The sequence below is a fragment of the Bradyrhizobium sp. 164 genome, assembly GCF_023073715.1.
Lineage (GTDB): Bacteria > Pseudomonadota > Alphaproteobacteria > Rhizobiales > Xanthobacteraceae > Bradyrhizobium.
Map to the genome: position 1 here is coordinate 69,671 of NZ_JADPKA010000016.1, position 20,305 is coordinate 89,975.

A 20,305-nucleotide genomic window follows, 5' to 3' on the forward strand; every position below is an offset into this window, starting at 1 on the left:
ATTTACGAACACCGACTTGTGGTTGGACCGAACCCGATGGCTCAAAAATCTTCTTAAGCGCCGGAATGCACGCGTCTTCCCCGAAGTGCTGTAGCTTGAGGTGAGGCCCGAACCGTTGGCCGGCTAGCAAGCTTCCAAGCTCGGCGCCTGCCTTCAGCTCGGTCGCAAGCGCACCGAACCTGGCGCTCCGCCGTTTCCACCCTGTCGGATTTGCGACACACCCGACTAATCTGAAATTCGGCGTCATTCACAGGTTCTTGGGAATTCGAGCGGGTTGGCACAGCAGTTGCTGAACAGCTTCCGGAATAAACATACGGAGCCGCTGATGGCGTTCGCCGCCGCAATTACCGGGCCCGACAAAGATCGGTCGAGGTCCATAGTCCTTAACGACACCACCTTGCGCGACGGCGAACAGACACCCGGCGTGGCCTTCACGACACCGGAAAAGGTCTCGATCGCGCGTGCGCTGGCCGCGGCCGGAGTCACGCAGATCAAGGCCGGAACGCCGGCGATGGGTCAGGAAGAGATTACCGCGATCCGAGCGGTCGCCGAAGCGGGCCTTGCGGCCACGATCATCGGCTGGTGCCGATGAAACCCGCGGACGTCGATGCGGCGATCGAGGCCGGTGTTTCGATGGTCAGCCTATCGATTCCATCGTCCGACGTGCAGATTGCGGCGAAACTCGGTGGCGGCCGCTTGGCCGCGCTGGAGCGGGTGATGCGCGTCGTGGCCTATGCTCGCAACAAGGGACTGTATGTCGCGGTGGAGGGCGAAGACTCCTCGCGTGCCGATGTCAACTTCATGATCGACCTGATCGCAATCGCCAAGGCGGCCGGCGCGCGGCGCTTTCGTGTCGCAGATACGCTGAGCGTGCTCGATCCCGACGCGTCCTTCGCGCTCGTGGCCGCACTGCGCGCCAGCACCGATCTCGAGCTCGAATTCGACGGCCATGACGATCTTGGGCTAGCGACGGCTAATACGCTGGCGCCGATCAAGGCCGGTGGGACGCACGCCTCTGTGACGGTCATTGGACTGGGCGAGCGAGCCGGCAATGCGCCGCTGGAGGAAGTTGCCGTCGCAGATAGGCAGCTCTACGGCCGTGATACCGGCGTGCTGGTATCTGAACTGGACAAGCTCGCGGCCGCCGTTGCAGCCGCAGCGTGCCGCACCATTGCGCTCAACAAGGCGATTGTCGACGAGCATGTCGTTACCCATAAACCCGGCATCCACGTGGGCTCTCAAAAAGACCGGCCCACCTACCAAGCGCTCGACCCGGAGTTACTCGGCCGCTCCCACCGCATTGTGATCGGCAAGCATTCAGGCCTTGCCGCTATCACTTCGCTCTTGTCCGAGTTGCAGGTTTCGGTCACCGCCGAGCAAACCGAAACCATTCTCGCGCGCGTCAGCAAGCATGCCATCGAGCACAAAGGCCCAGTTTCCCAGAAAACGGTGGTGGCGATCTGGCGCGACATTCACGAGAGATCGCTCGTCAACCGAGGGCGATCGGGTGGTCAGCAATGCGCATCGCGCGATCAGGTTGGAACATTCGAGCCAGGACGGTTTCTCGGCGCGGATCTAATGGAGGTTGAAAATGACGACGGACGGGATCCTTTCGCAATTGAACAAGGCCTCGGCGGCAGAGGAGTTTTTTGCACTGCTCGGCGTCGAGTACAATGCGAAAATCATCGACGTGGCGCGGCTTCATATCCTTCGTCGCATGGGTCAATATCTCGCCGGCGAGGAGTTTACCGGTGCATCAGATCCTGACATCGCCTCGCGTTGCAAGGCCACGCTTGAGCGCGCCTATGCCGACTTCGTCACGTCCTCCCCGATCGAACAGCGCGTGTTCAAGGTCCTGAAGGATGCGGCCGCACCACAACCGAACAAGCATCCAGCATTGGTGCAGCTCGGTTCTTTGGAGTGAATTGAGTTTATATCTCGTGCTCTGGAGCGTGAAGGTTCAGAGAACCTGCCAACGACCCAAGTTGCAGTTACGGGCCTCGCGGATCCGCAGCTTGGACTCGGCTCCTTAAGGTAATCACGGCTCAGCCCGGATATTTCCGTCGTTTCAAGCTGGTCTCATGGTGCAGCTATCTCCTGCAATGGTACGCCGGCAGCGGGGAGCGCATATTTAGCGAGGAAAGCGCAGCAAGGTTCGGATGACTGTCTTCTGTCGCATTCCGGACACGGGTCAGCACGGTTTCGAATGTTCCGATCCTCGTGAGAGGCTGCCAATCCGATTTCCTTCAGTAAGATTCTGTATTGGCGGTCAATTTTCACCGTCTGCGCAATTGGTACGACAATTGCTGACATATGCTCAGCTAGTCTGGAGAAGCGAATGCACATCTTGGTCCGCATCGAGTTTGTTTTGGACGCCGCGCAGTTTCGCGCGCGCTGCCTGCCGGCATCATGATGCGTCACGACGCCAAAGCGATGGTTGCATATTCCGGCCTGGCTGAGCTGAAAGCTGCGCTTGATCCGCGCCAAAGATTCGTCGACGAAATCACTCCCGTTGGCCGATCTATGGCCGAGACTTCCCGGCGGGACACCTTGCTCTCCAGCGCCGGCCGCGCGGCGCCGTTGACGGGCGGCTTCACCGCCGGCCCTTGTGCCCTCGCCAAGAGTTGCGGGCGTGTCGCTGCAATCGGCAAGATTGCGAGGGCATTCAGAGTAATGGATCGCGTTTTCACCGGCAAGCTCGCGGCCGACAATGGCGCCAGCCGAGCCTCACGTAGGTCCTCGATCTGTTCCAGCTCGGTTGCATCTCCAAGATGAGGGGGAGCAATCGATCGGCTCGCGTGACCGCGCGGTTGCGCGCCTCACTAGTTGCCAAATGGTGGCCCCAGAATGCCGAACCCGGAAAGAACCCGAAGCGCGTGCTTCCGGGCTCGTCGACAAAAGTCCAGCAATGGGTGTCTCGGCCCCGCGCTGCTGCCAGGCGGTGTTGACAAAATGAGAGCGTGCACGCGGCCGAACGTTAACTGAAGCAATCTTCACCCGCGAAGTCAAAGCTGGAGGCGGAGCACGCTTCGCTGGCGAGCCGCTACTGAACACGGATGGGAGTACAGATGATGAGCACCGCACCCAAAAGCGCAGCTCCGGCCGCGGGTGGTGGTCGCGCGGCGACCAAGAGGGAGCTGCCCGAACGATTCAAAGCGTATAAGCACGTCTGGGTCTTCATCGAGCAGGAACGCGGGATAGTACACCCCGTCTCCTGGGAGCTGATGGGTGCCGGCCGACGGCTTGCCGACAAGCTCAACGTTGACCTCGCCGCGGTTGTCATCGGCCCAGTCGGGGAGACAACGCAGCAGGCGGTCGCCGAATCCTTCTGCTACGGCGCCGACCTCGCCTATATCGTCGCGGATGATCTCTTGGCCGATTATCGCAATGAATCCTACACCAAGGCCCTGTCAGAGCTGGTCAATACGTACAAGCCGGAAATCCTACTCCTAGGGGCAACTACACTCGGCCGCGATCTCGCCGGTTCAGTGGCCACCACACTGCTCACCGGCCTAACTGCCGACTGCACCGAACTCGATGTCGATGCCGACGGCTCGCTTGCAGCGACCCGGCCGACGTTTGGCGGCTCACTATTGTGCACGATCTACACACTGAACTACCGTCCACAGATGGCAACCGTCCGTCCGCGCGTGATGCCGATGCCCGAGCGCGTGACCGGCGCGGTCTGGCGCGTCATCTCGCATCCGCTCGGGCTTGTAGAAGAAGATATCGTCACAAAGGTGCTGTCGTTCCTGCCAGACCGCGATTCTAAAAAGTCCAACCTCGCATATGCCGACGTGGTCGTCGCTGGAGGGCTCGGTCTGGGGTCGCCTGAGAACTTCCAACTGGTACAGCAGCTCGCGGACGTGCTTTGCGCCGAATATGGCTGCTCGCGGCCGCTGGTCCAGAAGGGCTGGGTCACCTCGGACCGACAAATCGGCCAGACCGGGAAAACCATTCGGCCAAAGCTCTATATCGCGGCCGGTATTTCCGGCGCGATCCAGCATCGCGTTGGCGTGGAGGGGGGCGACCTCATCGTTGCCATCAACACCGACAAGAACGCCCCGATCTTCGACTTCGCCCACATCGGCATCGTCACCGACGCCATTCGACTGTTGCCCGCATTGACCTCTGCATTCCGCGCGCAGCTGTCGCCGCACTCGCACGACCGCATCGCTGGATAGGGGAGCTTGTATGATCGAGGAAAGATTCGACGCGATCGTCGTCGGTGCTGGCATGGGCGGGAATGCGGCAGCGCTGATCATGGCCGAACGGGGCCTAAAAGTGCTGCAGCTGGAGCGCGGCGAGTATTCGGGGTCGAAGAACGTGCAAGGCGCCATCCTCTATGCCGATATGCTGGAGAAGCTGATCCCGAATTTCCGAGAAGATGCACCGCTTGAGCGGCATCTCGTCGAGCAACGCTTCTGGATCGTGGACGAGCGTTCGCACACCGGGATTCACTATCGCTCCGATGACTTCAACGAGGAAAAGCCGAACCGCTACACCATCATCCGCGCCCAGTTCGATAAATGGTTCTCGCAGAAGGTCCGCGAGGCCGGCGCCACGGTGCTGTGCGAGACCACGGTGACCGAGCTCCTCCAGGATTCCGATGGGAGGGTCGTCGGGGTGCGCACAGATCGAGATGGGGGTAAAATCCATGCAGATGTCGTCGTGCTGGCCGAGGGGGTGAACGGAGTGCTGGGAACGGGTGCGGGCTTAAGAACGCGGCCGAAACCGGACAAGGTCGCACTCGCGGTCAAGGAGATGCATTTCCTATCGCGCGAGACAATCGATGCTCGCTTCAATCTAAAAGGCGACGAGGGGCTCGTCATCGAAGCCGCCGGAAGCATCTCCCGCGGCATGACCGGTATGGGCTTCATCTATTCCAACAAGGAATGCATATCGCTCGGTATCGGCTGTCTTGTTGCCGACTTCCAGCGTACCGGCGAGACGCCTTACGGCCTGCTCGAGGGGTTCAAGCGTCACCCGTCCGTCGCGCCGTTGATCGAGGGTTCGGAAGTAAAGGAATATTCCGCGCATTTGATCCCCGAAGGTGGATACAAGGCGATCCCGCAGCTTTGTGGTGAGGGCTGGGTCGTTGTCGGAGACGCCGCCCAGCTCAACAACGCCATCCATCGCGAGGGGTCCAATCTGGCGATGACGTCGGGCCGTATCGCCGCGGAAGCGATCTGCCTTATCAAATCGCGAAATGATCCGATGACGGCCAAAAATCTTTCGCTTTACAAAAAGCTGCTGAATGATTCGTTCGTGATCAAGGACCTGAAGAAGTACAAGGATATGCCGGCACTGATGCATACCCACTCGCAGAACTTCTTTCTCACATATCCGCAGCTCTTCTCCAAGGCGATGCAGGATTACGTGCGCGTCGACGGCACACCAAAGCTTGAGAAAGAGAAGCTGATGCTGAGCTCGTTCATCAAGGCGCGGTCGTGGAGTGGACTGTTCAGCGATGCCCTGCGCATTGCCCGGGCCTGGCGGTGATCACAAACCAAAGACAACGACGAACGACGGAGCCAGAAACAATGCCGAGCGAGCCATCCCGACGTGTCGAGGACAAACTATTCTACAACCGCTATCTCGTTGATTCCGGCCGTGCCCATATCAAGGTGCGGCCGCACACCACACCATCCTCGCGGCTCTTATCGATGCTGAAGGCCTGCCCTGCACGGTGCTACGAGCTCAGCGATAAAGGTCATGTTGAGGTGACAGTCGACGGATGTATCGAGTGCGGTACCTGCCGGGTGATCTGCGAAGAAAGTGGCGATATCGAGTGGAGCTACCCACGTGGCGGTTACGGTGTGCTATTCAAATTTGGTTAAAGCTTCGGGGCAGGGCTGATTGGCAGGCTGCGGCGTTCTCGCCATACAACGAAATCACGCGCGAAGTTGAGATTTCACCTGATTCAATCGAGTCCCAATGTTTGCATCTACCGGGGGGGCCTTGCCATCGCTATAATATGCCCCGGAGATAGGCAAAGCGAGCGGATCCGAAACAGGGCGCAGCGCATTGGCGGATTAGGTCGTCCATGTCGGATCTGTCGACGGATCCTGCTTCTCTTCCCCAATATCTGGCCGGTTCGTCCTCCTTGGAGTTCGCGGCGATCCGCCTGCCGCCACTGCCTCGCGACGCTGCCTATCACCTACAAACGGAACGCTCGAAGCAGGACTTCGCTTCGCGCCGCCGGCCCGACGAACGTGCCACGAGCGCCTTGTAGACAGACAGGCACGAGCGGATCACAGAATTAGCGCTTTGTGACTCCTTCGCGCGACCGGCGGTTGCGCGTTCGTCAGGCGGGCTGCGCGCATGCAGCACACAAGTTTGCACTTTCATTCGCCTGTATCGCTGGGATATATGATCGGCCGGAGAGCATGACGATGGTTCGATTACAAAAGAGCAGGGCAGCCGCTAACGCGCGGCGAGCAGAGGCACGCTGTGAGAGTTCGGTCGGCGACGTTCGGGCCTGCATGGCCGAACTGAGAAGCTTGCCGCGCGAGAACCTCGCGGATGCGGTGTTCATGCTCTCGATGAATGCAAGACGGCAGGGCGAGCTGATAAGACATGCGATCGAGAAGCGCGCCGAGGTCGACTTGGACTTTGATCCGCCGCCGAATGCTGATTTGGCGACCTATCTCGCGAATGATGTGGTCTCGACCCTACGCCACCACCTTGCTGACCTTCCGACCCTGCTGGACCTGTTGGTTGAGCGAGCGCCTGACATCTGCTTCACCGTCGATCGGGAGGAGGCCGTTTCGCTGCTGGCCGCAATCATTCGCGAACAGCGGCTCGAAGGAGTCCTTGAGGGCCTCAGGCTCGCCGGGCTCCTGAACGAGCCAGCGAAGGATCGCCATGCCGGGATCGGTTCAGAAGCGGATTTGAGAGGAGCTGCCGAGGGCGCGTGAGTGTCCAGGCGCTTTGAGGGACAGTCCTGCAGATGAAATGTCCAGAGCGGATGGGGACGTCAGAAAATCTCGGCGCCTGCTTGCGAGCTCAAAACCGCGTCGAAATTCGCGGCGTAGTTCCTTTGTCATCCGTTTAGTATTTATCGCTGACGCGGAGCCGCTATGCACGCCCGGTCGCAGCCCCGGCCGCGTCAAGCTCGGCGACCTTCGCGTTCGCGAGGGCAGATCCGCAGTTCTGAGCTTTCATGTCCAGTTGCAGCGCGCGTTTTCGCGCTGGCGGATCATGCAACCGTTCGCTAACAGCCACGCAAGGGAAATCACGGCAGGACACGTCGACCGAGCCGCGGCGATGTGGCAAAGCGGCGAAAGGCAGTCGCTCAACTCAGTGAGGCGTCCTGGTGAAATCGACCGACCTTGTTTCGGTAGTCGCTGGCTGCGCCTGGGCGGCGGAGGCCTGGCAAGTATTCCGCGACCAAGTCGAGAACAGCAGAGAAGCTGAGTGGCGGCCCGCTGCAAATTGGGCAAAACGGCCTTCTTGGGTGACGCTGGATCGTCGACATGAACGCTCCGCCGCGCGTCTGCCATACACCCCCTATCCTTGCTCGATCCTCGGGAAACGAACTCGCCTCGGCTATTTGCTGTGTTCGCGAGCGCCCCGGGATTTCGCCGAACCTCGCGTCCACGAGCACGGAAGACATAGCCGAAATCCGCAGCTGAGTGCGGCCGAACGGCGCGTCCCACGTCAACGCTTGGTCAGGTCGGTCAGTAGGCCCGCTCAAACCCCACGAAGGCGCCTTCACGCGCTACGGCCAGCCGCACTCAGTGAGCTGCTGTAATAATCTGAAAGCATCCGATCGCAACTTCCATCACGATCAGCACGACTATAACGCATTCAAGACGCAGCGAGCGCCGTGTGTCGATGATGTCCGTCAGTGCGTTAGCCGTTCCGGATATGGCCGACAGCTAGCGCTTAAGCATCTCAAGACGCTCCTTCAGTTCGTATTCGTCTTACAGACGCGAATAGAGCCGCTCGAGTTCCGGCTTCTCCCAGAGTGCGTCGGGCTTTTCGGCAATGGCGACGCGGCCCGCGACGTGCTGCTGGACCAGGAGCGCATTGCCGATCAGTTAGAGAATGCCCTTGCGGCCCGCGGCGTCCGGCCGCGCTCGGCTAGTTCGCGTGCAAAGGGTACGACCACGTCGAACACCGCGGCGACACGGCACTTATCTCGCTCCAGCGCCGTGCTCTTGGCTAGCTATCGGCGATCGGCAGCCGATCGTCGCTAAATTCTCTGAGACAAAATCCGCCCGCCCGGCAGGATGACCTCGGCGCTCTGGTCGTTGCAGAGCTGCGCCTGCGCGCTCTCCTCCTCATAGCAGCTGAGTTCACCGATGGCCCGCGATATCAGGGTTTCGATCAGAGCGGTTCCTTCCGAGGGCGACAATCCGATGAGCACTACAACGCCATAGCGGAAGATCACGACAAGGCCCGCATGAATGCGGAAAGCGATCGGCGTCGAGGACACTAGCGTTCCGATTTCGAGAGCCGACGGGCTGATGCGATCGCCCAGCATGACTGCGCGAATGCTCAGCATCGAGGCAGCCGCCGTCTGATCGGAGACGGCAGGCTTACCGGACGTAAGTTGATCCATGTTCACTTTAGCATCCGGTTTGACTGCGACACGATAGCGTCTCCCGGGACCTTCAAACACGTCCAGAACTTCGTCGCAGATGGTGCAGCGGAATTTGCCGGGCGCGTCGCTGAGAGATGATGCTGCGATCCAGAAAATTCCGACTCCAAGTTTGGATGGGTGCGTCGCCATTTCCATGTTCGTGCATGCTTGGCCGCAAGGTCAATCGAACGACCCAGCAAGCTCTTGGAGGATTTCGACGACCCGGGCCGCCAAACATTTGGCTGCGCCATAGGCGTCGTCCTCGAAACAAGGTCGAGCAAGATTGATGCCGAACCGGTGTCTTCGCGCCAACGGCGTCAGGAGTTTCCGCTTCAATGGGCGAGCGAAAATGATTGTCTGAAACGGCACAGGTTGACCAAAGACTGGCCGCGATGTGTGTCCAATTTCCTCCAGAGCATGTCGGCTACAGAACACGACGAATCCTGCGCGCCGCCGGATGCTTCAAGGCAATCAGAGCCTTAACCGCCGCAGCGGCGCTGGCATAGCTGTTGCTATGAAATGTCGCAATGACCGAGCGAAGGCGGAGTGCACACCCGGTCCGATCTGGCGAAAACAGGACGTTACAAATGGACCGAGGGTGGCGAAGGTGAAGTGCCATTTCCAACCGTCAGAGACAACGCTCCCGGCAAATTCTTGAGCGAAGGCCCGAGTACAACGGCAGAAAGGACTCAAGACCGTGCATATCGAACCCGGAATAGTAACAGACGCCAAGCTCGTGTTGAGGTACGCGACAGGCATTGCGACGGGCTGCGTCATCGCCAAGCTTGTGGTCGAGACCATACGCGAGCGGGGCGCAATGTCATTTGCTGTGCAAGCCATCGCCGCGACGGGTCTTGTGTTCGCGTTTTTCGAAATCCTGCCGCACTTTGCGGTTGGGGTCTCCGAAGTGCAATTCGTCCTGCGCTCGACGCTGTCACTGTTGTTCGGCGCGGCGCCGGCTGCCCTTGGTCTTGCGCTCGGCCTTTTGCTGCAAGGCGTGCTCTTTGTTCCGACCGACCTGCCGCAATATGGTATGAATGCCACGACGCGTCTAGTGCCGCTGTTTGAGATCCGGGCGCTCGCCAAGCGGCTCATTCCATCCAAGGCTGCCTATCGCGATCTGCAGTACAGTAATGCGATTGCGCTCTCGACTGCGTATCAATCTGCTATCGTTGTCTCGGTCGCGTTTTGGGCGCTTTATGGCGCGGGCTTCGGTGCCGCCAACCTCGGTGACGTCCCATCGTTCGCGGTTTCCTATGCAGTTGTGGCCTTGGTCGAGCCGCTGGCTGATCTGGTTGTGCTGGCGCTCGCGAAACCAATTGGGCGGCGTGAGTGCGAGGGCATCTGTCGCCCACCGCTCTTAAAAGGCATGTTGCTGTTGATAGCAACGATGGCCGTCATGTCGCCCGTTTTGCTCAAGCGATGCGTACGCTTTCCCCGATAGCAGCCGGCTGCCGCGATCCCGGGCGACGCGCGCTCGCTGCTATCCGTGGCAGCGAGGGGGCTGAGCTTATGCTCATTCCGCACAAGGCGACCAGGAAATCATATCTCGACGACTTGCGGCCGGCCGTCCGCGTCGGTCCGGTCGCTAGTGAGCGGACGCGCACTACCGAGTTCGACCGGCTGGTGCGTGATGCGGCCAAAGCGAACTACCGCAACGACCTGGAGGAATGGCGGGATGCGGTCAGCGCAGCAGCCTGGTCGCAGAACATCCGGGGCGAGGTTGGACGCGAGGGGAGTCTTGCACTGCTGATACACGGGGATTCATCCGTCGAACGAGCTTACCCATGCAACATTAGCAGCCTCCTCAGCACAGCCGCGATGGCACGCCGTTCGGCGGCTTCCCATGCTCTGCAGCACTCGGCCGGAATGTTCGTAGTTCGACAAAGAAGATCGCCATGTATGGATTGATCGTGGTGTTGACCATGCTCGCACTGTGCAGCATCGTGTTTGCCGGCGAATTGGCGGGGCCGGCAAAGGTCATCAGCACCGACACCCTTGAAATTCACGGGACACGCGTTCGGCTCTGGGGCATCGACGCGCCGGACAAAACTCAAATGTGCCGAGATATCAACGTCAATCAATATCGATGTGGCCTCAGGGCCGCGAGCGATCTTGAAAGCTTCGTTGCAGAGCGCGAAGTCAGTTGTCTGTCAGTCCTGGAGGATGAGTGTGGACGGACGATGGCGATCTGTTCAGCTGATGGCATCGATCTCGCAGAATGGTTGGTGCGTAACGGTCTCGTGCTCGATTGGGCGCGATACTCCAGGGGACGATACCACGCTGCGCAACGCGCGGCCGATCGTGCCGGACGGGGCTTGTGGGCGGGCAGCTTTGCCGTACCTTGGCTATATCGAGCGTGCATTCGGTTAGGTGGTCGACCAGCCAGCTGTTCTGACGACGCGAATGCACACCCTTGACTCGTATTCCCCACACCAGAATATATGCCAGAGTCGGTTCCGCACAGAGTGGCAGTCACGGGCGAGCTGGCCTCGACCGGCAGTGAAGCTTACCACTGCCGCCCAACCATGCTCAAAGAAGTAGGATGGTCTCAATCGTAAGCGCGAAAGTCGCAAGACAGAAATCGCAAGCGCCGCAGGAACGCCATCGTTCTCGGCGTAATTCTTCGGAACCATGGACTCGCGGTCATGCCAAGGCGGCGCCTTTTCGAGTTCGAGAGAGAGCCGCATTTACTCGGAAGAATGGTGGGCTCTCCGGAGCCTAAACAAGACAAAGGCGTGGCACGGAACAACAATCAGAGTCCGCTGGGTACAGGTTGAGCGGAAGAAAGAAGGCTACTGGCGTTCAAGGCACCACTGGGCGAGGTAGGCAACACGAATGAGGCTTGGGATGCAGCCTACCTCCACGCCATTCGCCTCAAACTTTTAGGTTTTGACATGCCCAGAGCGCGCAGCTGTGCCCAAAGGTCGCCAGATTGCTGTCCCGCCAAAACTCATACACTCGCGCTCAAATCTGATGGACCAAGCAGGTGCGACGCTTGCTCAACGCCGCCTCCCAGGGGCCATCGAAACGACGGTAGTCGAATTGCGCCCTTTGCCGCGGGAACGCCGCATAGGTACCTTTCCGGACTTCGCTGCTGTTGGCGATATCGGCCGCGATTGCCTTTTCAAGCCACGGCTGCTCCGACATAGGCCAGCATTTGGCCGGGCGGGTAAGAAGCCTAACACCGCATGAGCGGTTTCGGTGACAAAGACGTGTGGACCTGCCTTGCACGCGCCGATCACAACAATGCCACAGAAGACAATGCAGCTGTTCGTTCGGTTGGAAACAGCATGGCTCTCTGACAACTGGCTGGAGATCCGCTGAATGAGCAACACCGCATGCGACGAGCGCAACTGCTGCGGCAGCCCGAACAAAAACGTCAGATCGCATATCACCTCCCGAACACGAAGTGCGCGCCTTCCAGAACGAAGCGTGAGCCACTGAACTCGCAGCGTCGCTCCCATGCCCTCGTTGTGTGCAGACTCTCTGCCGACGGGCACGATGCAAGCTCCCGGCGTGTTTCAATCGCGATGTCGTCCACGCGACAATAGCGGTCGTTGTTTAAACAAGCCGCGGGTCTGAGGTCGAACACGAATCGAATGCCGTGCGCCGGTGATTTCATGAACGCTCCTGCGAAAGAGATTGGGTGATGGAGCTTCTTTGGAACCACACAATGAAGTCGCACCGGTGATTCGAGGAGCGGAGCTGAGCTCACTCAGAGATCGCAAGCTCACCTGACTGCGATCAGCTGGGTTCATTGCCGTTCTATTCGCACGGCGATCTCGGCAGCGAATTCTTCGTGCCGTTCTGGGTGGTGCTATTGTGCCAGACCGATGCCGGTGGGACCCTGATGGGCGGCTGGCGTATCGTGCGCTAGGGCTTTCGCGTCACGACCAGGTCGCGGCCAGATGGTCTCGGCCCACAGGCCTTGCATCAGCATCTTGTGCTTGGCCACTTTCCTCGCCATTATCGGCGCCGCGCCCCTCAGCGGTGCGCTGGAACGTGGCCAGCTCGATCGTCTATGCCTGCAGAATGACGTGCCGGCCTCGGCGATCCTTGCGGCGCTGACCTGGTGGGGTCAATGCTTTCGATGTTTTCGTCAGGACACGAGCTTCAGCCCGACAATGCCGGCGACGATCAGCCCGATGCTGGCAAGGCGAAACGCGGCGGCCGGTTCTCCGAACAGGATGATCCCGAGCGCTGCGGTGCCGACCGCACCGATGCCGGTCCAAACCGCATAAGCAGTTCCAATGGGCAGCGTCTTTAGCGCAAGGCCGAGCAGGATCACGCTGCCGGCCATGGCCGCGAGCGTGAGCACGGACGGAACGGGCTTGGTAAAGCCCTCAGTGTATTTGAGGCCGATTGCCCAGGCGACCTCCAGCAGGCCGGCGACCAACAAAATGCTCCAGGCCATGGCGGCCCTCCGTTCATGGCAGGGTCGTCCCGCGGCTGATGTGGTGATGAGCTGGAAGGCCACCCTTGCCAGGGCTCGCGATTCGCTTCGAGGGGTCAACTTCTCTCAAAAATCAGCATTCCGACGTTATTGGTTCGGCGAATTCACACGATCGACAAAGTAGAAAGCCGTCCGTTCCGTTCATGCGATCGGCAATCTTGCAAAAAGCTGCCCCTTCGAAGAGATCCTTGTACCTGTCGCGGAGAAGGTTGCCCAGAACGTGTCGTCGCTCAAAATCCATGCAGCAGAAAGTAACGTCGCCGTTTGGGAGAAGAACATTACGATATTGCCGTTCGTCAGGGCATGTCAGTGCTCCAACGATTGGCTGCCGCGCTCCAACCATCTTCTCGCTGTTGCCAGCCCTGCTGCCCGGCGGACGCGAGCGAACCAGCGCTTCGTCAGGAATTATGCCGACAAGTTCGGGATGCACCTCGCCCATGACTATGAAGAGCAACGATGAAATGTCGGCATCGACAAGTTGGCGCATCAAATCGACATAGTTGCGCCTAACGAGACCACTATCCATGTGCGTGCCGTCATCAAAAACATGCACCAGGAAAACGCGGAACTGCAGCGCACGCAAGCGTCTTAGATCCCGCCCGTTCATCCCTACCAGGGTTGTGAAAATTCGGATTCCATGGCCACAAGCATAGGCATGCTCAACCATTTCGGTGCAAGCCGGATTGAGCCAAGGCTCCGAATACCCGGAAAAGCTGATGTCGACAGCTGCTGGTACGCGCGCCAGACATCGCTTGAAATCTTGGAGAGAAAGATGCTTCACGTCGGATATCGCTCTTTGCCGTTCGGCAAACTTGTCCTGCGGGCAATAAGAACATCCGACGACACAGCCCGTTGTCGTAGTTATCTCCAAGACCCTGCCGCCACTGATTGCGGATCGCAGCTCCTGTAGAGTCATCGATTCTATATTGTCCACTTTCGCGCTCCGCGTTTGGAACAAAGAGACCTTGGGGGACCGTCGATTTGCATCTCATGCCGGTTCGCCCATGCATCATTCTCGATTCGTCGTCCATCAGCGCGAAACGGCACGGTCGCAAGCGCGATCGCGACAGATGAAGAAAGCGGCACGGCTCTCTCTCCTTAGCGCCCCAGTCCAGCAGCATTGGACGGCTGTCGAGTGCACATGCGTCGATGGGGTTGGTCTAACGTCTCGCTTATTCCAACAAGCATCAGTCATGCCATTGACGGTACTGTCCATAACTCGATACGTCCGCGATAAATGTCGTCCCAAATGCCGCAACCGAGGCGCAACTCTACGCAATCGATAGCGTACAATATGACGCTACGTGCGATTCAAGCTCTCTCGAGAATGAGTTGAATGGCAGCTTTCTTATGAAAAGTGACGGTGTAGCCGCCGCCCCGAGCGCCACGTCATCATGATCAACGTGGCCGGCATCGACCCGCGAAGTTCCGATTGCGAGTGCCATTGGTCCCGTCGAGAATGCAAAGTCTTCGCCTTGATCCAGCAAATCGCGAATTTCAACAGTTGAAAACGCTACTCACCATAGGAGTGAGCGGGCGCGATTTGCGCGAATCGGGACACGGATTAGCCTATCTGCCGACGAGGTGCCGATACGGCCGGGAAGTCCTCTCTTCAGCAAGCTAACACAGATTGTGAGCTCCGCATGTCGCGAGCCACCCGTCGAGTTTTGCGATCGAGAGCTTTCACCAGCCGGGAACCACTCATCCTTTCATCATCGACGCCTGCCTGGTATGTGTTTGGCCTCAGGCCGCGGTAATATCATGATCGCGATGACAATCTCGTCATCGAGCCTGACCCACAGGCTATTCACAAATTCCAGGAAAAGCAGAGTCCCTTGGGCTTCTCTTTCCCGCCTGCTGCGTGGCGCGTCTCCGCGGCATTGTTCAGCAATAGCGGCCCCGAACCTAAATCGCGGGAGGAGGGGCATTCGCAATGGTGCTCGGATGCTCCTCGCCGGGGGCACTCGGGAAAGGGGCTCGCCTTCGGCGATCGCTATCACTGCCCCGTTCCCGGGTGCCGCTGTTAACCGGTCGCGTCGCTGCACTCGGACCCGCGTGCCCCTTCGGGTCGCTATGCTCACGCTCTCCGGGTGCCATTTTCCGCTGAGGCGATGCGCCGTTGGCGCACGCCTGATCAGGCTTGAGGTGCGAGGGATCGACTTTGAGCTGAAAGGCACTTTTCAGCGCTTCCGCCGGCGCCATTTAGCGACCTTAGCGTCTCATCCCAAATTTGAATGGCATCGGTCAGATAGGCACTGCGCGTGACCGTCAGACCGCCTCTAACGCCTCCGACAGAACCATATCCGGGACGCTGCAGAAGAGCATCGTTTTCGCAGTCTGCTGAAAGACAAGTTCGCCACCAATCCCGTGATCGATTTCCAGGTGGAGACGCTCGGATTATGAATGTCAGGGTAGGTCCTTCGAGATTTTTCGGTTGCTCAAGAACGTGGGGCCACAAAAGGCGGTCCCTTCAGTGCGACGAGGTGGCGCACGTTGTCATCCTCGGCGGCTACCCCCATTTCGCCGGATCCGGCAACGCTGGTCCGCTCTTGAACCCACTTTTCGGAAGTCTGTTTCCGGAGGGCAGCTTAAGCCAGTGTAAGTTTTGGTAACTCGCCGAAAGGCGCCGTTCGTACGCTATCCGTCGCCGGCCTATACATCCAGACGCGCCGAGACAGTTTGCCGCTTTCAATGCGAAGCCCGCTGTGAGCCGCGCCAACTTCTCCGAGATGAAGGCGCGTGCTCCAGCCTCGACGTCCCGAGCGTTTGGCTCGCGCTCCTATTCAAGGATGTCTTGCTGGATCGTTTTCCGAGCCAGGGTTGGCACGATCTTCTCGATGGTCTGCATTCGGCATCGAGGCCGGGGTGACTTCTGCGGTGATCGTATTGCTTGCCGAATTGACCGCAAGCAGATCCCGCAAGCGCTCCATTCGAGCGATCTGGAATGGGTGGGGAGGCTTGGTCATTTGGGCAGCTACCTCCGATCAGAGGACATCGACAATCGAGCAAATGATGAGCGTGGCCACAAGGAGCATCCGCTGCCTTGACTGATAATTGTAGCATGACCCCAGCCCGCTCCATAGATGCGTGCCATTTCGCGGTGAGCGTTCTTGACAAAGGCGCGCTCGATGCAACGTACGACAATGAGTGAAGCGACTAACGCGAAGCCGCAAGCTAGAAGTGATTGATAAAGCCCCATATAAAGCTGCTGCCGGCGACCGTGCCGAAGATGAGCGCCGCGCCGGCATAGCGAAAAAGTACAATCACGATGTCCCCCTCAGGCCTGAATTGTCTGAAGGACTCTACACTACTTTGGCAGAATCTGTTTGCGCCACGGTTTTTCAAGGAGTTGTTTTCGGCAGTACGGGCACTGCTGAGACGGCGGTCGAAGGATGAGATCGACGATGGCGTGGCGTACGGCGGGCATGGTTGGTTGAGGCGGAGGCCCGTTGATTCTTTTTTTCCGCCCCGCGTGTGCGAGGCGGCGGTGTTGCAGGAAGGCGTATGCAATCATAGTCATCAGGGCGTGACGATGAAGACCTTGCCACGATCGCCCTTCGAAGTGATCGAGTCCAAGCTCCTCTTTCAACTGCTGATGCGCCTGCTCGCAAATCCATCGTGCCTTGATGGTCGCGGCCAGTGTGCGCAGATCGGCCGCCGCGGGCAGATTGGCCAGATAGTATTTCTTCTCCCCTGAGGCGCGTTGCTCGCCAATGAGCCAAGCTTCGTTGCCTGGGAGATGCTGCTGACCCTTATCCCATATCCGCTGCGGAGGTCCGTCGGCGGTGCGGACACGGACAGCAGCAAATCGGGCTTTCAGTCGACCTTTCGTCCCGCTGCGCGCCAACTCACGGTCTTCCACTTGGCGCTCGCCAGCATGTGTTCTGCCGCGATCGATAAAATATCTGGCACGTGGTGCTTTCGTGGTCGACCTCGAACTTTGGTCACCGGCCAGATGAGCTGCACATCAACAGGCTATACTTTGAGATGTCGAGGGATGCCGACGGCCCAGGCCAATCCGCGTGCCGTCAGTCCTTGTCGAAACGGCGCGCTATGCCCGTATCCTGCATCCGCCAGCACGCACCCAAAGCGCACGTTGGCCGCGATCGCGCGGTCAATCTCGGCCAAAGCAATTTCCGGCTTGGACCGTGGGGTTCGGTGTTCGACCGGCACGCGGGCGCGCTTCAAACGAGACACATTGCTTGTCCAGCTCTCGGGCAGAAAGAGACGCAGCGCGACCATTACCGGCACTTCGCCGCGCGCAAGTGTCAGTGACACCAGCGTTTGGCAATTTGCCGTTTTGCCAAGAGCCGACGCATATTGAGCCGCGACACCGACTGAGCGATCACCCTTCTTCGGCATTGCCGTGTCGTCAATAACGAGCACGGCATCCTGGCCGCCGACAAGCCGGTCGGCCTGATTGAGCAGTTCCGATTCCAGCGGTGTCGCGTCCCAGACACCATCGGCGATGAAATGGTGCAGTTGATCGTAGTTGCCCGATCAACGCGCTCCGCCATCGGTTGAACGCTCTTGCGATCGCGGGGACCGATTAGCCCCGCAACGTACAGCGGACACATCCGCTGTCGGGTCTTATGACCCAGCCGATCCAGGAACGGCTTCAGCCAGCGTTCGAGTTCGTCTTCCCATTCTGCCATGGTCAGCCCTCCAAGAGCCGACCACCCATGAATCATTGAAAAATCGATTCGGGAATCCTAATAAAAGGCTCAAATCCAACAATCTGCCAAAGTAGTGTCTAGCTCTGCAGCCATAGCGATCAGCGGCGTTTATGGCAGTCAATCGCAGCTTTTCTTCTTAGGGCCGGGATACGAAGCTCTTCTTTGGATCGGCTCCCCGAAGCGCCGCCGCCCGATGACCACGGGATGTTAACCAACGCACTACCGGCAATCTCATCTGCCCATTGCGGACATAACGATCAATGGCGGATTTGCCGGCGGTTTGCTAGCCACCGAGACCATCTATAGGTCGTGCAATATTTCCCTCGGCTTTGAACTGGCCACACAAATCCTCGGAAGCTACAGACCGCCCCATCCTGAATTGTTCGAGTTAACAGGAGTGGAGTTATCGCGCCTGCATTTCAACGCGTACTCAGCCGCCGCGGCGAAGGCATTCCTGGATTTCGTTCGCGCTAGCGACGCGAACGGGGCGTTCACATGTCAAAATCCATCCGAGCGCGGCTCACGCCTTCTTTCCTGTGGCTCAGTGCCTCATGCGCTGGAAGAAATCGTTTATTGTTCAAAACGGCAGGAATTCTGCATCAGTGTCCTATAAGGACCTTGTAGTGCGTGGAGCGTCGAACGAGAACGAGTTGCTCGTCACGTGCAGCAGACCCCAGCCCCGTAAAAAATCTGCAATCCGCATACCTTCTCCTTTTCAGCCAAGCGAAGCGTACCGCACTTGGAAGGAGCGCGGCGGGGGATAACGTGAGTGGTTGGCTTGAAGGGAAGATGCAACCACTGGTAAATGATAGTGATGCTAATGCTGATGCTCAACCGCCTTCGGTAAGCGCATGATGAGATCGTTTATCGTTGCCGCATATACGCTGGTGCTGGCTGGCTCTCTCTCGGCCATCCCGTCTAAGGCCCAGCAATCGCCTGCTCCGACCAAAGGCCCTGCTCCTGGAGCTCAAGGTTCTACGCCGGCGCCGGGCGGGGAGGCCATCGCCGCCAGTGATCCACAGAAGCAGTGCGTGCAGCCCGGCGAGTTTGCCGTGCAGTTGCGATCTGGCCGAAATCCGGTAGGTGCCCCCATCGTGATTGCCACGAACTTTCTGCCGACGAACCAACGCGTCGACGTTGGTGTGCGCGCGCCATTCATAGATGGTGTGCGATACTTCGCCGGCATTGACTACGGCGATGAGACTTACCTCTTCAAACGTCAGGACGCCGTAACTCATCGCGCGACAGAGTCCGATCTGCTGGTGCAGAAACACCTCCTCGAGCCGGATCAGACGATCGTCACGCTGAACATGAGTGACGATCTGGCTTGGTTTTGGAGCAGAGTTAATCTGTATCTCTACACGTGCAACAATCCGGTCGGACAATCGCCTTGGCGTGTCTCATCAGTGAGTGTCCGCCTTAGTCCGTATTGGCTTAGCATATTCGCCGGTGGCGGCTGAGGTCCTGGTCTTATATCTTTGGACCGCGTTTGGCGGCGCATTCACCTAGTTGCGGTCTGAGGGGGCTAATATGAGTAACGATGGAAGTGTTGCAGTCTGGTGCGTCCATCGGACCAGGCAAGGAGGAGCCACGGCTGAGGTTCACTGCAATTATTGGCGCGTGGCTGGTGATGTCGATTTTAGAGGAAGGAACGGTCGAGTTCGAGACTTTTTGGAGTTGGGTGTCTGGCTATGCGAGCCTACTCAGGTAGGGAAGGTAAACATCTTCCTTCCATTCTTTTTGCCGGTAACAGCTATTGAGGATTGTGCGCCGTACTTCGCACGGGTTGAAATTGCGCAGGGGATCTTCAATGAGCCTCTAACCTGCAATTCGCGAAGAGGCCCACAGTGCGTGGAATTGCTCAAGGAGGGAGCTCCTTTTTGCCGCGTCCATATTTTTGTGACGGAAGATGGAGCGCTAGATGAGAGGCAACTTGCGGTCTCGGAGAATTCCGGAGGCACTTTGCTCACCATCACAAGGCAGGCCATCGATGAGGTGTGTACGAACCTAACGCCAGGATCGCCCGTGTATTTTCGGCTCCGGATGTATATCGACAATAAGGAGCCGTTTGTTCGAACAATTACTCCGCGTGATCGTCTGTTTCAAAGTGGGTTCGATGAGGTCGAATACGTCGACTTGAGGCTCAACGAGGCGCGTACGTTGCCGAATCGAGTAGAGAATCTTATGCTTGCTGACGCCACCGATAGGCCGCCGGTGACCATTACCAGGGTCGCATTTTTGACTGCCGTTCCTGTGCTTGCCGACGTGACGCTCAGTAGCCGGCTTCTTCATAAAAGCCGCCTGTTGGAGCACAATTTTTGGAATGATTATGTCCCAAGTGGAATTCCGGATGGTATGATGGTTTACCACTGGCGGGAGATAGACCCGGTCGGGATCAAAGATTTCTCGGCGTTTGTGAAGATGCAGACGCGGCGCACAGGACGCCAAATTTTGAAGAATTACTTGGCGATTGCCTTTGCGTTTGGCGTCTTGGGTAACCTTACAGCGTCGGCGATTGAGCCTTCGCTGACAGCTATCCTTAAGAGCGGGCTCTCATCGCTGACTTCTTCGTTTGGAAAATGA

The 20,305-nt window shown here is 58.6% G+C and carries 16 protein-coding genes and 2 pseudogenes; 12 read left to right on the plus strand and 6 right to left on the minus strand.

Annotation, left to right across the window (positions count from 1 at the left end; genetic code table 11):
* Nucleotides 1-325: 325 nt before the first annotated feature.
* From IVB01_RS05530 to IVB01_RS05560, 7 genes and pseudogenes are all read left to right on the plus strand, one after another.
* Nucleotides 326-1,473: pseudogene (locus IVB01_RS05530) on the plus strand (homocitrate synthase); the annotation flags it as partial.
* 118 nt (nucleotides 1,474-1,591) lie between these two features.
* Nucleotides 1,592-1,924 (plus strand): nitrogenase stabilizing/protective protein NifW, encoded by a 333-nt coding sequence (nifW, locus tag IVB01_RS05535; RefSeq protein WP_247279060.1) that lies wholly within the window; start codon nucleotides 1,592-1,594, stop codon nucleotides 1,922-1,924.
* Nucleotides 1,925-3,071: 1,147 nt separating this feature from the next.
* On the plus strand, nucleotides 3,072-4,184 hold the full coding sequence (locus IVB01_RS05540) for an electron transfer flavoprotein subunit alpha/FixB family protein (protein ID WP_247334088.1): 1,113 nt from the start codon (nucleotides 3,072-3,074) through the stop codon (nucleotides 4,182-4,184).
* A 10-nt stretch (nucleotides 4,185-4,194) separates the two neighbouring features.
* Entirely contained in the window at nucleotides 4,195-5,502 is a 1,308-nt protein-coding gene (locus IVB01_RS05545; RefSeq protein ID WP_247334063.1) for an FAD-dependent monooxygenase, read from the plus strand.
* Nucleotides 5,503-5,543: 41 nt separating this feature from the next.
* Nucleotides 5,544-5,840 carry a ferredoxin family protein gene (locus tag IVB01_RS05550; protein ID WP_247279062.1) on the plus strand — a complete coding sequence of 99 codons (297 nt, stop codon included), beginning with the start codon at nucleotides 5,544-5,546 and terminating at the stop codon, nucleotides 5,838-5,840.
* A 206-nt stretch (nucleotides 5,841-6,046) separates the two neighbouring features.
* Nucleotides 6,047-6,235 (plus strand): hypothetical protein, encoded by a 189-nt coding sequence (locus IVB01_RS05555; protein ID WP_247334062.1) that lies wholly within the window; start codon nucleotides 6,047-6,049, stop codon nucleotides 6,233-6,235.
* Between the two features lie 250 nt (nucleotides 6,236-6,485).
* Complete coding sequence (locus IVB01_RS05560) at nucleotides 6,486-6,920, plus strand: hypothetical protein (RefSeq protein WP_247494306.1); 435 nt, start codon at nucleotides 6,486-6,488, stop codon at nucleotides 6,918-6,920.
* 1,008 nt (nucleotides 6,921-7,928) lie between these two features.
* Here IVB01_RS05560 and IVB01_RS05565 read toward each other — a convergent pair.
* Nucleotides 7,929-8,045, minus strand: coding sequence for an RMD1 family protein (locus IVB01_RS05565; RefSeq protein WP_346659329.1), 117 nt, complete (start codon nucleotides 8,043-8,045; stop codon nucleotides 7,929-7,931).
* Between the two features lie 155 nt (nucleotides 8,046-8,200).
* Nucleotides 8,201-8,746 (minus strand): hypothetical protein, encoded by a 546-nt coding sequence (locus tag IVB01_RS05570; RefSeq protein WP_247334060.1) that lies wholly within the window; start codon nucleotides 8,744-8,746, stop codon nucleotides 8,201-8,203.
* Between the two features lie 541 nt (nucleotides 8,747-9,287).
* Here IVB01_RS05570 and IVB01_RS05575 point away from each other — a divergent pair.
* The 3 genes from IVB01_RS05575 (at nucleotide 9,288) to IVB01_RS05585 (ending at nucleotide 12,470) form a co-directional block, all read left to right on the plus strand.
* A complete protein-coding gene (locus IVB01_RS05575) occupies nucleotides 9,288-10,034 on the plus strand; it encodes an energy-coupling factor ABC transporter permease (RefSeq protein WP_247334059.1) in 747 nt (248 codons plus the stop codon).
* A 454-nt stretch (nucleotides 10,035-10,488) separates the two neighbouring features.
* The gene (locus IVB01_RS05580; RefSeq protein ID WP_247297568.1) at nucleotides 10,489-11,010 is read left to right on the plus strand and encodes a thermonuclease family protein; all 522 of its coding nucleotides are present in this window, start codon (nucleotides 10,489-10,491) and stop codon (nucleotides 11,008-11,010) included.
* A gap of 1,340 nt (nucleotides 11,011-12,350) precedes the next feature.
* The gene (locus tag IVB01_RS05585; RefSeq protein WP_247334058.1) at nucleotides 12,351-12,470 is read left to right on the plus strand and encodes an inorganic phosphate transporter; all 120 of its coding nucleotides are present in this window, start codon (nucleotides 12,351-12,353) and stop codon (nucleotides 12,468-12,470) included.
* A 222-nt stretch (nucleotides 12,471-12,692) separates the two neighbouring features.
* On the opposite strand, the gene sugE is transcribed toward IVB01_RS05585, so the two are convergent.
* The 4 genes and pseudogenes from sugE to IVB01_RS05605 form a co-directional block, all read right to left on the minus strand.
* Complete coding sequence (gene sugE, locus IVB01_RS05590; RefSeq protein ID WP_247279066.1) at nucleotides 12,693-13,007, minus strand: quaternary ammonium compound efflux SMR transporter SugE; 315 nt, start codon at nucleotides 13,005-13,007, stop codon at nucleotides 12,693-12,695.
* Between the two features lie 112 nt (nucleotides 13,008-13,119).
* The gene (locus IVB01_RS05595) at nucleotides 13,120-13,827 is read right to left on the minus strand and encodes an SPASM domain-containing protein (protein WP_247334057.1); all 708 of its coding nucleotides are present in this window, start codon (nucleotides 13,825-13,827) and stop codon (nucleotides 13,120-13,122) included.
* 2,002 nt (nucleotides 13,828-15,829) lie between these two features.
* Nucleotides 15,830-16,012, minus strand: coding sequence for a hypothetical protein (locus IVB01_RS05600; protein WP_247494307.1), 183 nt, complete (start codon nucleotides 16,010-16,012; stop codon nucleotides 15,830-15,832).
* A gap of 375 nt (nucleotides 16,013-16,387) precedes the next feature.
* Nucleotides 16,388-17,737, minus strand: a pseudogene (locus tag IVB01_RS05605) (IS701 family transposase).
* An 836-nt stretch (nucleotides 17,738-18,573) separates the two neighbouring features.
* Between IVB01_RS05605 and IVB01_RS05610 the strand changes: the two are divergent.
* Both IVB01_RS05610 and IVB01_RS05615 read left to right on the plus strand, forming a co-directional pair.
* Complete coding sequence (locus tag IVB01_RS05610) at nucleotides 18,574-19,182, plus strand: hypothetical protein (protein ID WP_247334055.1); 609 nt, start codon at nucleotides 18,574-18,576, stop codon at nucleotides 19,180-19,182.
* 391 nt (nucleotides 19,183-19,573) lie between these two features.
* On the plus strand, nucleotides 19,574-20,305 hold the full coding sequence (locus IVB01_RS05615; protein WP_247334052.1) for a hypothetical protein: 732 nt from the start codon (nucleotides 19,574-19,576) through the stop codon (nucleotides 20,303-20,305).